The organism is Kitasatospora sp. NPDC096147 (genome assembly GCF_044763225.1).
GTDB lineage: Bacteria > Actinomycetota > Actinomycetes > Streptomycetales > Streptomycetaceae > Kitasatospora.
Genome location: NZ_JBIWFX010000019.1, coordinates 71,195 through 85,960, shown reverse-complemented (window position 1 = coordinate 85,960; position 14,766 = coordinate 71,195). Strand labels below are relative to the sequence as shown.

General features: G+C 73.0%; 10 protein-coding genes. 2 read left to right on the top strand and 8 right to left on the bottom strand.

Going from position 1 to position 14,766, the window contains the following annotated elements; translation table 11 throughout:
• Nucleotides 1–30: 30 nt before the first annotated feature.
• On the bottom strand, nucleotides 31–1,242 hold the full coding sequence (locus ACIRBX_RS35010) for a hypothetical protein (protein WP_402303709.1): 1,212 nt from the start codon (nucleotides 1,240–1,242) through the stop codon (nucleotides 31–33).
• A 393-nt stretch (nucleotides 1,243–1,635) separates the two neighbouring features.
• On the opposite strand from ACIRBX_RS35010, the gene rho reads away from it, so the two are divergent.
• The gene (gene rho / locus ACIRBX_RS35005) at nucleotides 1,636–3,075 is read left to right on the top strand and encodes a transcription termination factor Rho (protein ID WP_402303706.1); all 1,440 of its coding nucleotides are present in this window, start codon (nucleotides 1,636–1,638) and stop codon (nucleotides 3,073–3,075) included.
• 172 nt (nucleotides 3,076–3,247) lie between these two features.
• Here the strand turns inward: rho and ACIRBX_RS35000 are convergent, their stop codons facing one another.
• The 6 genes from ACIRBX_RS35000 to ACIRBX_RS34975 form a co-directional block, all read right to left on the bottom strand.
• Nucleotides 3,248–4,423, bottom strand: coding sequence for a Gfo/Idh/MocA family protein (locus ACIRBX_RS35000; protein WP_402303704.1), 1,176 nt, complete (start codon nucleotides 4,421–4,423; stop codon nucleotides 3,248–3,250).
• Between the two features lie 53 nt (nucleotides 4,424–4,476).
• Nucleotides 4,477–5,301, bottom strand: a complete 825-nt coding sequence (locus tag ACIRBX_RS34995; protein WP_402303702.1) for a carbohydrate ABC transporter permease — start codon at nucleotides 5,299–5,301, stop codon at nucleotides 4,477–4,479.
• Complete coding sequence (locus ACIRBX_RS34990) at nucleotides 5,294–6,244, bottom strand: carbohydrate ABC transporter permease (protein ID WP_402303699.1); 951 nt, start codon at nucleotides 6,242–6,244, stop codon at nucleotides 5,294–5,296. Before ACIRBX_RS34990 ends, ACIRBX_RS34995 begins: the two co-directional genes overlap by 8 nt.
• A 3-nt stretch (nucleotides 6,245–6,247) precedes the next feature.
• Nucleotides 6,248–7,504, bottom strand: coding sequence for an ABC transporter substrate-binding protein (locus ACIRBX_RS34985; RefSeq protein ID WP_402303697.1), 1,257 nt, complete (start codon nucleotides 7,502–7,504; stop codon nucleotides 6,248–6,250).
• A gap of 181 nt (nucleotides 7,505–7,685) precedes the next feature.
• Entirely contained in the window at nucleotides 7,686–8,813 is a 1,128-nt protein-coding gene (locus ACIRBX_RS34980; protein WP_402303695.1) for an ROK family protein, read from the bottom strand.
• 36 nt (nucleotides 8,814–8,849) lie between these two features.
• Nucleotides 8,850–10,436: a sigma-70 family RNA polymerase sigma factor gene (locus tag ACIRBX_RS34975; RefSeq protein ID WP_402303693.1), complete on the bottom strand. Its 1,587-nt coding sequence runs from the start codon at nucleotides 10,434–10,436 to the stop codon at nucleotides 8,850–8,852.
• A 617-nt stretch (nucleotides 10,437–11,053) separates the two neighbouring features.
• On the opposite strand from ACIRBX_RS34975, the gene ACIRBX_RS34970 reads away from it, so the two are divergent.
• Nucleotides 11,054–13,627 carry a ricin-type beta-trefoil lectin domain protein gene (locus tag ACIRBX_RS34970; protein ID WP_402303692.1) on the top strand — a complete coding sequence of 858 codons (2,574 nt, stop codon included), beginning with the start codon at nucleotides 11,054–11,056 and terminating at the stop codon, nucleotides 13,625–13,627.
• 116 nt (nucleotides 13,628–13,743) lie between these two features.
• Here ACIRBX_RS34970 and ACIRBX_RS34965 read toward each other — a convergent pair whose 3' ends face one another.
• The gene (locus ACIRBX_RS34965; RefSeq protein ID WP_402303775.1) at nucleotides 13,744–14,625 is read right to left on the bottom strand and encodes an amidohydrolase family protein; all 882 of its coding nucleotides are present in this window, start codon (nucleotides 14,623–14,625) and stop codon (nucleotides 13,744–13,746) included.
• Between the last annotated feature and the right edge of the window lie 141 nt (nucleotides 14,626–14,766).

The following is a 14,766-nucleotide window of genomic DNA, read 5'->3' as shown; positions in this document are numbered from 1 at the left end:
GCACCGGGGTGGAGCGCGGGCGCCCGGGCGTCAGTCCTGCCAGAAGAAGAGCAGGGTGTCGACGGTGAGCGGGGCCCGCGAACCGAAGTAGTAGACGTACAGGTCGGTGACCCGGACGGAGCCCGTCTCGGCGTCGATCCAGCGCAGGCCCGCCGCCTCCAGGACGGGCCGGGCCGGGCAGTCGTCGTCCTCACCGGTGGCGAACGCGCCGAGCGTGCTGACCAGTACCGGGTCCTCCGCCCCGCCGTACCGGATCACGTGGTAGGTGCCGTCGCCCTGCCGGTTGTCCTCGCGGCAGTGCACCGGCGGCTGCGGCGCCAGGCCGGCGTGGGCCAGTGCGGCCGTCGCGCGTGCCAACTGGGCTTCCTGGTCGACCGGTTCGGGCGCCGGAGTGCAGAGCGCCTCCACCCGCCAGCGCGGATCGGTCGCGCTCTGGCACCACGGCGCGTACTCGTGCAGGATCGCCCGCCGCACCTCCTCGTCCAGGCCCGGCACCGTCACCCTCGGGCTGCCCAGGGCGGCGTAGCGGGAGCGGAGTTCGGCCCGGTCGTCGGTGAGTTCGTGGACCGCGTACGCGGCCAGCAGGGCGGCCTGCTCGGTGGGCGCCCGGTCGGCGTACTCCCGCAGCCGGGCGGGGTCCGACTGGAGGTGGTGCGAGCGGAAGGCCACCGAGGGGTCGGGGTCGGCCAGTGCGTCGGTCACGTCGGCGTCGGCCCGGTACCGGGTGAGGAATCCGAACCAGCGGTCCTCCGGCCGTCCGACTCCGAGCTCGGCCAGCACGCGTTCGGAGCCCAGCCGGCCGACCAGACCGGCGAGCCCGGCCTCCCCGGTGGCCTCCTCGTGCTGCCACGGGGAGAACGCGAGGGTGGCCAACTCGCGTGCGGCGGTGAGGTCCCCGAGCCGGCCCCGGGCCTGGAGCACCGCCGGTCGCAGGCCGTGCGCACCGTCCGTCCGCTCGTCGTGGCGCAGCAGCCAGGGGAGCAGCTCCGCCCGGTCGCCGAGCAGGGCCAGCAGGGCGATCCGCACCTCGCCGCTCTCCTGCCGGTCCCGGATCCGGGCCAGCAGGTCCGGCACCCGACGCTCCGGCACCCGTCCGGCCAGCGCCTCGACGCACGCCTTCCGGCGCCACCACACGTGCTGTCGGGCGGTGGCGTACCGGGCCAGCGCCTCGGGCGGCACGGCCCGGAGCCCCGCCTCGTCGGCCCGTCCCACTCCGGGCAGCAGCTCGTCGATCTTCCTCATCCGGCGATGCTACGGCCCTGACCGCCCGTCAGCGCACGGGATTTCGAGCCGGCGGGCGGTACCGGAGTCGGCCTCTTCCGGGAAGTCCTTGGCAGAACCGTCCGGGAGGGGTTACAGTGCGGACAGGTAGACCTCCGACGCCGCCCCTTCCGAGTGCGGATTCCGGAACTGCCTTCCACGGAGCGCGGGCCCTTCGGCCCCGGCGCCCGCAGGCTCGCAGCGGCGAGCCACACCACGCACGGCCCCAGGCCGTACAGCAGTCGCACCGCCACCGCGCCGCACCACGGCACCCGCCACCCGAGCCACTCGGCTCCGGTCGGCTCCCTGCCCCGGCCTGCTCGCGCACCGCGCCGCGCTGCCGCCCCGTCCCACCGACCTCCCCCAGGAGTACCCATGACCACCGCCACACTCGAACCGACCCTCACCACGCAGCCCCTGGACGGCCTGCTCAAGGCCGATCTGCACCAACTCGCCTCCGCCCTCGGCATTCCGGGCAACTCCCGGCTGCGCAAGGGCGAACTGGTCGAGGCGATCAACGCCAAGCGCAACCCGCCGGCCGCCACCCGGCGAGTGCCCGCCCCGCAGGCCGAACCGCCCGCCTCGCCCACACCGTCCGCCTCACCCGCACTGCCCGCCTCACCCGAGCCGCCCGCGCCCGACCGGGACGGCCTGGCCACGGTCTCCGGCGTGCTCGACGTCCGCGACGGCAAGGCGTACCTGCGGACCTCCGGCTACCTGCCCGGCCCCGACGACCTGCACGTCCCGAACGGGCAGCTCAAGGCCCTCGGCCTGCGCCGGGGCGACGTGCTGACCGGCACCGTCCGTCCGGCCGGCGGCGCCGGCGGGCGGACCGCGCGCGGCGGCCGGAACGGCGGTGGCGGTGACCAGCGCCCGCAGCTGGCCCGGGTCGTCACCGTCAACGGTCGCCCCGCCGACGGTGCCCGGTCCCGCCCGGTCTTCCACGACCTCACCCCGCTCTACCCGCAGGAGCAGCTCCGCCTGGAGACCGGACCGCGTGAACTCACCGGCCGGGTGGTCGACTTGGTGGCCCCGATCGGCAAGGGCCAGCGCGGCCTGATCGTCGCGCCGCCGAAGGCCGGCAAGACCATGGTGGTGCAGTCGGTCGCGGCGGCCATCGCGCGCAACCACCCGGAGACCCACCTGATGGTGGTGCTGGTGGACGAGCGCCCGGAGGAGGTCACCGAGATGCGGCGCACCGTCCGGGGCGAGGTGATCGCCTCCACCTTCGACCGGCCGGCCCGCGAGCACATCGCGGTGGCCGAACTCGCCGTCGAGCGGGCCAAGCGGCTGGTCGAACTCGGCCACGACGTCGTGGTGCTGCTCGACTCCGTCACCCGCCTGGCCCGGGCCCACAACACCGCCGCCCCCTCCAACGGCCGCACCCTGAGCGGCGGCCTGGACGCCACCGCGCTCCAGCAGCCGAAGAAGCTGTTCGGCGCGGCCCGCAACACCGAGCAGGGCGGCTCGCTCACCATCCTGGCCACCGCCCTGGTCGACACCGGCTCCCGGCTGGACGACCTGGTCTTCGAGGAGTTCAAGAGCACCGGCAACATGGAGCTCCGCCTCGACCGCCGCCTCGCCGACAAGCGTGTCTTCCCCGCCGTCGACGTCCGCGCCTCCGGCACCCGTCGCGAGGAACTCCTGCTCGGCCCGGCCCGCACCACCGCCGCCTGGACCCTGCGGCGGGTCCTCACCGCCCAGGAGCCCCAGCAGGCCACCGAACTGCTGCTGGACCGCCTGAAGAAGACCCCCACCAACGACGAGTTCCTCCGCCAGGTGGTCACCAACGCACCCACCGCGAAGGTGGCGTGAAGGCGGCAGCCGCAGCTCTGGACGGTCCGTTGTGCCGGAGCCGGTACTGCCGGACCTGATCCCCTTGGACCGCCGCTGCTCGGAGAGCACCTCGGCCTCGGCCACCCGGGGGAGCGGACCCTTCTGGCGGCCTCCGGCCGGGCCCGCCCCGCTCCGCCCCGCTGAGCGGACGTCAGTTCTCCTGCTGGCCGCGTTCGAAGTAGGCGACCAGCTCCGGGTCCAGCGGGGGCACGTCGTACGGGACGCCGCCGTCGCGCAGGGACAGGGTGGCCAGGTAGCCGGCCGCCACGGCCATCCGGGCCGCCACCGGGGAGGTGTCGGTGGGGCCGCCGTCGCGGACGAAGCGGGCGAACTCCTCGATGATGGCCACGTCGCTGCCGCCGTGGGTGCCGTCGGCCTCAGGGACGCGGTGGGTGGCGTCGCCCTCGGCGCGGTAGCCGGTGGGGCCGGTGTTCCAGACCCGGATCTCGGCGCCGGGGGCGTCGCCGAAGTTCTCCAGCCGGCCCTCGGTGCCGATCACCGTGTAGTTGCGGACGTAGTCGGGGGTGAAGTGGCACTGCTGGTAGGCGGCGATCACGCCGTTGTCCAGGCGCATGTTCATCACCGAGACGTCCTCCACGTCGACCAGGTGGTTGAGGTCGCGCCGGGCGGTCGGCGGCCACTCGAACTCCCGCAGCCAGCCCTCGGGGCGGAGCGTCCCGGGGGCGCGGCGCGGGAGGTCGCCGTGCACCATCAGGTCGCCGAAGGCGTTCACCCGCCGGGTGTAGCCGCCGGCCAGCCAGTGCACCACGTCCAGGTCGTGGGCCGCCTTCTGGAGCAACAGGCCGGTGGTGCGCGCGCGTTCGGCGTGCCAGTCCTTGAAGTAGTAGTCGCCGCCGTAGCCGACGAAGTGCCGGACCCAGACCGTCTTGGGCACGCCGATGTCGCCGCGCTCGATGATCTCGCGCATCTGCCGGACCACGCCCATGTGCCGCATGTTGTGGCCGACGTACAGCCGGGTGCCGGTCTCCCGGGCGGTGCGGAGGATGGCGTCGCAGCCCTCCACCGTGATGTGCATCGGCTTCTCCAGGTACACCGGCTTCCCGGCTCGCAGGCACTCGACGGCGATCTCCTCGTGGGTGTCGTCGGGAGTGACGACCAGGATCGCGTCCAGGTCGGTGCGGCGCAGCAGTTCGCGGTGGTCGCGGACGCAGTCGTCCACCCCGAGCCGCTCGGCGCCGCGCTTCAGGGCGGCCGGGTCGGTGTCGCAGAGCGCGGCGACCACGGTGCCCCGGCCGGGGCGGTGGGCGGCGAGCGGGAGCGAGAGCCGCAGGCCGAGGCCGATGACGCCGAGGCGCAGGTCGTCCACGGGTGAGATCCTCTCGGGAGGGTGACGGGATGTCACGGAGCAGTGGGGGAACGTCACTTGGAGCCGGTGAAGGCGATGCCTTCGGTGATCCGGCGCTGCGCCGCGACGAACATCACGATCATCGGGAGCGAGGCCAGCAGCGAGCCGGCCATCAGGACGGGGTAGTCGGTGACGTGCTCGCCCTGGAGGTTGGCCAGGCCGACCGAGAGCGGCATCCGGGCGGCGTCGCTGGTCACCACCAGCGGCCAGAGCAGGTCGTTCCAGGACCAGAGGACGGTGAGCACGCCGAGCGAGATCAGTCCGGGGCGGGCCAGCGGGAGCATCACCGACCAGAACACCCGGATCGGCCCGGCGCCGTCCAGCCGGGCGGCCTCCTCGACGTCCCGGGGGAGCGAGAGGAAGAACTGACGGAGCATGAAGGTGCCGAAGGCGCTGAACATCCCGGGCAGCACGATGCCGGTCAGGGTGTTGAGCAGCCCGAGGTTCATCACCAGCCGGTACTGCGGCAGCAGGTAGAGCTGTCCGGGCACCATCAGCACCGACAGGATCACCAGGAACAGCGCGTCCCGCCCCGGGAAGCGCAGCCGGGCGAAGGCGTAGGCGGCCATCGAGCAGAACAGCAGCTGCGCCAGCACCCGGACCACCGTGATCGCCACGGTGTTGCCGAACTGCGCGAGGAACGGGGTGCTGCGGAACACCTCGGCGTAGTTCGACCAGTGCCAGCCGGGGACGAAGGTCGGCGGCACGCTGGTCGCCTCGCCGAAGGTCTGGAGCGAGGTGAGCAACTGCCAGAAGAACGGGGCCACCATCGCGGCGGCGCCGACCGCCAGCACCACGTGGACGGGCCAGAGGCGGTGCCCGCCGATCTGCCTACTCATAGTGGACCCACTTCTTCTGGAGCCGGAACTGGGCGGCGGTGAGCAGCAGCAGGACCACCATCAGGACCACCGCGACGGCCGAGGCCATGCCCTGCCGGTTGTCGAGGAAGGCCTCCTCGTAGAAGAGGTAGGCGATGGTCTTGCTGCCGGCCAGCGCCGGGTTGGACTTGCCGAGCATCATCAGCACGGTGTCGAACATCTGGAGCCCGCCGATCACCGACAGCACCGAGACGAAGAAGACGCTCGGGCTGAGCAGCGGCAGGGTGATGGTGAAGAACTGCCGGATCCGGCCCGCGCCGTCCAGCTCGGCGGCCTCGTAGTAGTGGCGCGGGATCGACTTCAGGCCCGCCGCGAAGATGATCATGTTGTAGCCGAGAGCGGCCCAGATCCCGACCACCGCCATCGCGTAGCCGGTCCAGCGCTCGTCCGAGACCCAGTGCGGGCCGTCGACGCCGACCAGCGAGAGCAGGTGGTTGATCAGGCCGTAGTCGCCGTTGTAGAGCCAGCGCCAGACCATCGCCACGGCGGCCGGCATCGAGACCACGGGCAGGAAGTAGAGCGTCCGGTAGAGCGCCACGTGCCGGTCGCGCACCTGGTTGAGCAGCGCGGCCAGCACCACCGAGACCGGGATCGCCAGCAGGATCAGCAGCGAGTACCGGAGGGTGTTCCAGGCCGCCTTCGGCAGCTCGGGGTCGGAGAGGAAGGCGCGGTAGTTGGCGGTGCCGATCCACTGCTGCCCGCCGAAGGCGCCCCACTCGGTGAAGCTGAAGTACACGGTCTGGGCGATCGGCCAGAGGTAGAAGACGCCGAGCCCGGCCAGCAGCGGAAGGACCATCAGGTAGCCCCAGACCCACTCGCGGGGGTGGCCGCGCTCCCGCGAGCGGCGCAGCGGCGCCGCCGTGGAGGCGGTGGGGGCGGCGGGAGTCCGTACGGTGGTGGTCACCGGCTACTCCTTGGCCAGGGCGGCGTCCATGGTCGCGGCCATCTGCTTGGCCGCGCTGTCCAGGTCCTGCTGGCCGGCCCAGACCTTGTCCAGCAGCGCCTGGGTGTCCTTGCTCCAGGCCGAGGTGTTCTTGGAGACCGGGTACGGGACGGCATTCTGCAACTGGTCGACGAAAATCCTCAGGTCGAACTGCGGGGTGGACTTCACCCAGGTGTCGGCCAGGCCCTCGTAGGCGGGGATCACCGTGCCGGTGGCGGCCTGCACCTCGTTGGCCTCCCGGCCGCCCAGGTACCGGACGAACTCCCAGGCCGCCTTCGGGTGCTTGGTCTTGGCGTAGATGACGTTCCCGAGCCCGTTGACCACGGTGGCCCGGCCCTTGGGCCCGGCCGGCAGCGGGGCTACACCGGCCACCAGGCCGGGGGCGTTCTTGTAGGTCAGGGTGTTCCAGTCGCCGTCGGCGAACATCGCCACCTTGCCGGAGGCGAACAGCTGGGACGGGTCGGTGTCGGCCATCTGCTGGGCGGTCGGCGAGGTGCGGTACCTGGTCACGAAGTCCAGTGCGTAGCGCAGGCCCTCGATCGAGGCCGGGTCGGCCAGGCCGGACCTCTTCCGGTCGGCGGAGATCACCGAACCGCCCGCCTGGTGCACGGTGTTGTAGAGGTTCTCCTGGGTCCAGGACGGCGAGGCGATGCCCCAGACGCCCTTGGCCGGGTCGGTCAGCTTCTGCGAGGCGTCGATGACGCTCTGCCAGGTCCAGCTCGCGTCGGGGTACTTGAGGCCGGCGGCGTCGAAGAGCTGCTTGTTGTACCAGAGACCGACGGTGTCGTAGTCCTTCGGCATGCCGTACTGCTTGCCGCCGACGGTGTAGATGTCGTTGAGGGCCCGGGAGAACTTCGAGGCGTCGAAACCGTCCCGCCCGGTGAGCGGGAGGAGCTGGCCCTGGCCGGCGTAGAGGCCGACCCGGGTGGAGCTCATCCAGAACACGTCGGGGGCCGAGCCGGCCGAGGCGGCGGTCTGCAGCTTGGTCCAGTAGTCGGCGTTCGGGGTGAGCTGGACGTTCACCTTGATGTCCGGGTGGGTGGCCTGGAACGCGTCGACGATCTTCTGCATGGCCGGCTGCTGGTTGGCATCCCAGATGCCGTAGGTGAGGGTGACCGGGCCGGAGCCCTCGTCGGCCTCGCCCGCGGCGGAGGAGCAGCCGGCCAGACCGGCCGTGAGCAGCCCGGCGCAGAGCAGCGCCGTCACCTTCCTGATCATCATCGGTCCTATCCGCAGTGGGGGTGATTGCGTGATGGGACGGGACGCTAGCGCTCATTTATGCGTAGAACCAGCATTAATCGCGCAGCTGCGTGCAGGCAGGGTTATAACGAGACCTGCGCGTGACCGTTCCGCGACCGTTTAACGCGGACCGGTGGGATTAAAGGGGGGCGGAGGAGGCCGCTCAGCCGAGCAGGACCTGCTCGGCGTGGGTGAGCGCGTGCCGGACGGCGCCCAGGCAGACCGAGTCCGCGCCGAGCTCCGAGGTGACCACCTCGGGCGGGAACAGGCAGGTCTCCGCCAGGCAGCGGCGGATCGGGTCGAGCAGCAGCTCCCCGGCCTGCGCCAGACTGCCGCCGATCACCACCAACTCCGGGTCCAGCGGCGTCACCAGGCTCACCAGCCCCTCGGCCAGCCCGACCGCGAACGCCTCCACCGCCCGGGCCGCCCCCTCGTCCCCGGCCCGCGCCCGGGCCACCGCGAACAGCGCGGCCTGCGAGGGCGCCCGCAGCTCGCCGGGCTCCACCGCCATCGCGTAGTCCAGCACGTGGGTGAACGCCCGCCACCGGCTGTTCGGATGCCCGCCGAGCTCGCCCGCCGCCGCGTGCGCCCCCCGGTACGGCACCCCGCCGAGCAGCAGGCCCAGCCCGATCCGGCTCCCGGTGTGCAGGTACAGCACGTGCTGCCGCCCGCGCGCCGCGCCCCGCCAGTGCTCGGACAGCACGGCGAGGCGCATGTCGTTCTCCACCAGCACCGGCCCGGGCAGCCGCCGGCCCAGCTCCTCCTGGAGCGGGACGCCCGTCCAGTCGGACAGCACGACGCTCTTCACCACCCGGCCGTCACCGTCGATCACCCCGGTGGTGCCCACGCCGACGGCGGAGAGCCGGTCGGGCGTCAGCCCGGCCTCCGCACAGACCCGCTCCACCAGCTCGGCGGCGGCCGACAGCCGCTCGGCGGCCGGGGCCTCCGGCGGCAGGTTCTCCACCCGCCGGGCCACCACCCGGCCGCCGAGATCGGCGACCATACCGGTGACGCCCGAGCCACCGATGCTCACCCCGGCGACGTGCCCGGACGCCGCACGGAACGCGAACCGCCTTGCCGGGCGCCCCCGTTGGCCTTCGGTGGGTTCGGCCTCCTCGGCCCGGCCCTCCTGCAGCAGGGTCTCCACGATGCCCTCGGTGGTGGCCCGGGACAGCTGCGCCCCACGGGCCAGCTCGGCCAGCGTGGCGCCGTCCGTCTCCCGCAGCGCCCGCAGGACCGCCACCTGGTTCAGCCGCCGCAGGAAACTCCCGTCGCCGCTCACCTGTCGCACCGATCCTCCTCAGCCCCGTCTGGTCCGCTCCGTATCCTATCCGTCAGCCGCTGACGGAATTCCGGTGGCGAATGGTGTGCCGTCGAAGAGGAAGACCAGGGACGGCGTGCCGTAGTAGTTCGCGGTCACGCCGATGAGAGGCGAGTGCGGGAGCCCCTCGCCCGCCGGGTGCCAGTCGTCCAGGCCGAGGCGCCGCAGCGGGTCGTCGACCGGGGCGAAGACCACCTCGCCGTTCGGGGCGTGGTGCGGGTCCCACCACTGGCCGGGGGCCGTGTGGCCGCCGCACGGCTGCTGCCGGACGGGGGCGCCGTCGGGCAGCGCGGTCGGGTGGGTGAGGCAGAGCCGGGTGGCGCGGTTGCGGAGCTGGACCGTGCCTCGGGGGCCGGGGAGCAACTCCCAGCTCTGGCGGGGCGATCCGTCGCACGGCGCTTCGCGGGGCCGGTTACCGGTGGCCGGCCCCGTCTCCATGCAGTGGCCGGTGGCCTTGACGCGCAGTCTGGTCGCCCCGGCCGGGGCGGACCCGGGGAGAGGAGACGGGGATGGCGACGGGGACAGCGGGGAGGAGGAGGTGGACGGCGGGGGCGAGGGCGGGAGGTTCGGTGACGGGTCGTCCGGGGGAGCGGAGGGTGCGGGCGGGGGAGTCGGGGGAGGGAGGGGTACGGGGGTCGGACCGTCGGGCAGGAGGAGGTGTCCGCCGAGCAGGGCGGCCGTCGCGGCACCGAGGGCCAGCACGGTGCCGAGCGGGCCGAGGGAGCTGAGGGAGCCGACGGGGGCCGTGCCGAGGGCCGGCGGCGTCGGGTACGAGCCCGGCCAGAGCAGCACCGCACCCGGCAGGACGGCCGGCAACCGGCGGTCCAGCTCACGCAGTTCGGCCACCGCACGGCGGCAGCGGTCGCAGTCCGCGAGGTGGCGGGCCAGATCGCGGCCGGGCCGCCGGGCCGCGCGGCGGACGGAGGCCGCCAGCAGCGGCCCGTACCGGTGGCACTCCGGATCGGTGGTGGTGCGCAGGTGGGCCGCCAGGTACGCGGTGCGGAGCCCCTCGCGGGCCCGGGCGGCGAGTGAGCCGACCCCGCTGGCGCCGATGCCGAGCACCAGGCCGACCTGCTCGGCGCTCTCGCCCTCCACCACCCCGTGCCAGAGCACGGCCTGCCAGCGCTCCGGCAGTGAGCCGAACGCCCTTGCCACCAGCGCGCGTTGCTCCTTCCGCAGGACGTGCGGCTCACCGCCGTCCCGGTCCGGCGCGGGGATCAGGTGGCGTTCGAAGTCGGGGGTGAGGTCGGTGCGGCGGGAGCTGCGCCACCAGTCGGCGGCCGTCCGCCGGACGACCGCCAGCAGGTAGGGCCGCCAGGCCGCCTCGGGGCCGCGCCCGGCCCGCACCGCACGCAGGGTGCAGGCGAACGCCTCCGAGGCCAGGTCCTCCGCGGTGTGCGGATCGTGGCAGCAGCTCCGGGCGTAGGCGAGCACCGGGCCGTGGTGGCGGCGGTAGAGCTGCGCCACCGCCTCTCGGGCCCGTTCGTCGCCCGGGGCGAAGTACTTGACCGCGTGGGCGAGTTCGGCGTCGGACGGTGTGAGGCCGTCCGGCGTCGGCGGTGGGTCCGGCGGAGCGGGATCGTGGCGAGGCATCGGGAGGGCGACCGTGTGTCCTGGAGTCGAGGGGCGTACGGGCGGGCTGGGTCGGGTGCCCGGAGCGGGGTGATGGTGCGTCGGCCGGCCGGGCCGGGGTCCGGTCGGTGGGAGACGGCGGCCCCGGCGGGTCCCGGCGCCGGGAAGCGCGCCGCCGTCTCCGTTCCGTCCCCGGAGTCCGTAGGTGGCGGACGCCCGGGACGCAGGGGGCGGCGCGGACGGGCGGAGCAGCGCCGTCCGCGCCGGAGGCAGGGCGGCGAGGGGCCGTGTGGCTGTCAGGTCCCACGGCGCGCGGATTCCGTCGGGTGATGGCGGATTCCTCCCCTCGTCCGGCCATGCCGGGATCGCATTCAAGGATCAACCGGTTTCCTCGGATGCTGCGGTGACGGTAGCGGCAGCCATGCTTGGCAGTCAATACCCGTGACGAGCACGTAACTTGTTGTTAGGAAACCGGTTGACGAGACCATGGCCGCCTCCTAGTCTCGTCGGTGCGTCAGAGGGCCGGGAGCACGGAGCCGATGCTCCGTCCGTTCCCGGTGGTCCCCCGTCGTGCCCGCGCCGTGCGGGTCGGCGGTTCCTTCGCAGCGAGCCCCCCATCGATCGCAAGGAAGGCCCCCATGCAACGCTCCTCCAGCAGCCCGAGCCGCGGGCTGCTCCGCCGGTTGGCGGCCGGCGCGACCCCGGTCGTGATCGGCCTCGGCCTGGTCGTCGCCCCCGCGCCGTCCGCCCAGGCGGCCGGCGCCACCGGCACCGTCGTCGGCCCGGCCGGCAAGTGCCTGACCGACGCGAACAACTCCAGCGCGAGCGGCAATCCGATCGTGCTCTCCACCTGCAACGACAGCACCGGACAGACCTGGAACGTGCCCGGCGACAAGACCCTCCGGGTGTTCGGCAAGTGCCTGGACGTCAAGAACGGCGCCACCGCGCCCGGCACCCGGGTCCAGCTCTGGGACTGCAACGGCAGCGCTGCCCAGTCCTGGGAGCGCGGCCCCAACTACAGCCTGAAGAACACCCGTTCCGGCCTCTGCCTGGACAGCGTCAACGCCGCGACCAACGACGGCAACCCGCTCCAGATCTGGACCTGCAACGGCACCTACGCCCAGCAGTGGGTGCTCCCGACCGGCACCGGCGGCGGGACCGGCGGCACGCTGTCCGTCGGCGCCATCGGTGCGCAGGTGTCGGCGGCCGGTGTGGCCTCCGGCCTGCGGCCGTCGGCGGCCGGCGGCACCGGCCAGTACCAGTGGTCGGCGTCGGGCCTGCCGGCCGGGATGTCGGTGAACTACATCAACGGCACCCTGATGGGCGCGCCGAAGTCGCCGGGCACCTCGACCGTGACCATGACGGTCACCGACGAGGCGGGCGCGAGCGCGTCCAAGTCGTTCTCGTGGACGGTCAACGCGCCCCAGACCGGGACGGACTGGTACCTGGACTGCTCGGCGGGCTCGAACGGTTCGGGCTCGCAGGCGTCGCCGTTCAACGCGCTGGCGACGGTCAACGCGAAGACCTTCGGTCCGGGTGACCGGCTGCTGCTGAAGAAGGGGTCGGTCTGCAACGGGCAGCTGGCCCCGAAGGGCAGCGGCACGGCCGCGGCACCGATCACGCTGAGCTCGTACGGCACCGGCAACGCGCCGCTGGTGGCCGGCGGCGGCCTGGTGAACGCGGCGGCGGTGCAGCTCACCAACCAGAGCTACTGGATCGTCGAGAACCTGGAGGTGACCAACGACGCGGCCACCGAGGCCCGGCGTTCGGGCATCAACGTCTACGGGACGGACGGCCAGGTCCACCACGGGATCACCATCCGCAACAACAACGTCCACGACGTCAAGGGCTGGTCCAACCGCAGCACCAACCTGGACAGCTTCTACCTCTCGCACGGCATCGGCGTCGACACCCCCGTGCGCGGCAGCCTGATCAAGGGCCTGGCCGTGGTCGACAACTACGTCCACGAGGTGCGCGCCGTCGGCATCGGCCTCTACGGCGACCAGTCGAACTGGAACAACAACGAGGAGCGGCACGAGAACGTCCTGATCGCCCGCAACACCGTCCGGAACACCTCGCAGGACGGCATCGTGGTCAGCGTCTCCGACGCCCCGCTGATCGAGCACAACGTCGCGGACCGGCTCGGCTGGAACCACACCGACGGCGTCTACGCGGGCATCTGGGGCTGGGGCAACACCGACCCGACCTTCCAGTACAACGAGGTCTCCAACATCCTGGTGATGACCGACGACAGCGTCGCCTGGGACTGCGACGGCTTCAACCGGGGCACCTGCACCTACCAGTACAACTACGACCACGACAACGCCAACGGCATCCTGCTCACCTGCGCCAGCTGCGGAGGCGCCGAGCGGACCAAGGTGGTCTTCCGGTACAACGTCTCGGTCGGTGACTGCCGCCTGCACAACTACACCGGCACGCTGGCCTCCTACGCCTTCTACGGCAACACGATCGACTGCCGGAACAAGAACTGGGACTTCAACGAGGTGCCGGACTTCACGGCCTTCACCAACAACGTCTTCCTCGGCAAGGGTGGGTCGGCGCTGCCGGCCCAGGCCAAGTACAAGGCGAACACCTACGTGGGCTTCACCGCCCCGTCCGACCCGCAGGGCTCGACCGCCGATCCGGCCCTGGTCGGTGCGAACGGCACCGCGCCGTACGGCATCCACTCGCTCGGCGGCTACCAACTGCTGTCCGGATCGGCCTCGTTGGGCTCCGGCGCACCCGTCACGGGCAACCGAGGGACGGACTACTGGGGCAACGCGCTGAACCTGGCGGCCCCGAACCGCGGCGCCTACGGCGGCTCCGGTGTCGCCACGCCCGTCCGGGTGGACGACAACGCGGCCACTTTCAGCGGTACTTGGACCACCACTGGGTGCTCCGGCTGCGCCGGCGGCAGCGCCCGGACCGGCACCTCCGACGGTGCGAGCGCGAGCTACACCTTCACCGGGCGCACGCTCTCGCTGTTCGGCGTGCAGAGCGGTGCCGCCGGCATCGCGAAGGTGAGCATCGACGGCGGGCCGGCCGTCGAGGTCGACCTCTACACCCCCGGCGCCACCGCCAACGGCCAGCGGATCTACACCAGCCCGCAGTTGGCCGCCGGCACCCACACCGTGACGGTGACCCGGACCGGCCTGGCCGACCCGCGTTCCACCGGCACCGCGATCACCCTCGACGGCTACGCCGTCAGCTGACCGCTCCCGCACCGAAGGCCCTCCCGGGCCGGCCTCCGACCAGGAAGCCGGCCCGGGAGGGCCCGTGGCGTTCGAACTGCCGTGCCGGATCGGCGCGTTGCCTGCGAGAAGCCGCCCTAGAGCGGCCCGGTGCCGCCCGCCGGTGGGCGCAGGCCGTAGACCCGGACGGCGTTGTAGCAGAAGACGGCGTCCTGCTCGGCGGGGCTGAGCGAGGCGGTCAGCTGCTCGGTGACCTCCACCGTCCGGCCGTAGCCGGCCGCCAGGGTGGAGACCGGCCAGTCGGAGCCGAAGAGCAGCCGGTGCGGGCCGAATGCCTCCAGGGCGATGTCGCCGTACGGGCGGAGGTGCTCGGCCCGGCGGCGACCCGGGGTGGATTCGGTCAGCAGGCCGGACAACTTGGCCACGGTGTTGGGCAGTTGGGCGAAGCGCCGGAGCCAGGTGGCCCAGGGAAGCAGGGCACCGGTGGCGATCGGCGGCTTGCCGAGGTGGTCCAGGACGAAGGTGAGGCCCGGCAGCTCGCGGGCGGCGGTGACCGCGGCCGGGAGCTGGTGCGGCCGGACCACCAGGTCGTAGGCCAGCCCGGCCCGGGCGACCGCGAGCAGGCCCTGCCGGACGTCGGGGCGCAGCAGCCACCGCGGATCGGCCTCCTCCTGCACCTGGTGCCGGATGCCCACCAGGCGTGCACCGCCCGGGAGTCGGCGCAGGGCGGCCAGGGCGTCGGCCACGTCGGGTGCGGTCAGGTCGACCCAGCCGACCACCCCGGCGATCAGCGGGCTGCCGGCCGCCAGGGCCAGCAGCTCGGGCGTCTCGCCGGGCACGCAGACGGTCTGGACCGCGACCGTGGCGGTGAGGTCCAGGCCGAAGGTGGCCGAGATCAGGTCGGCGGGCAGGAAGCTGCGGGCCAGCGGTGCCAGGGCCGGGCCGGATATCCAGGGTTGCGGACGGACCGTCAGGTCCCAGAGGTGGTGGTGGGCGTCGACGATGCGGCGCGGGGTCATCCCGGCACCACCGTCCCGCCGGAGGTCGAGGGTCGCGGACGGCACGCGCCGTCCCGGGGGCGGTGGGGCATGGGGGCCTCGCCGGGTTCGTGGAGAGTGGAGGGACGCGCCGGAGGGCACGCGGAAGGCAGTGCCGGAAGG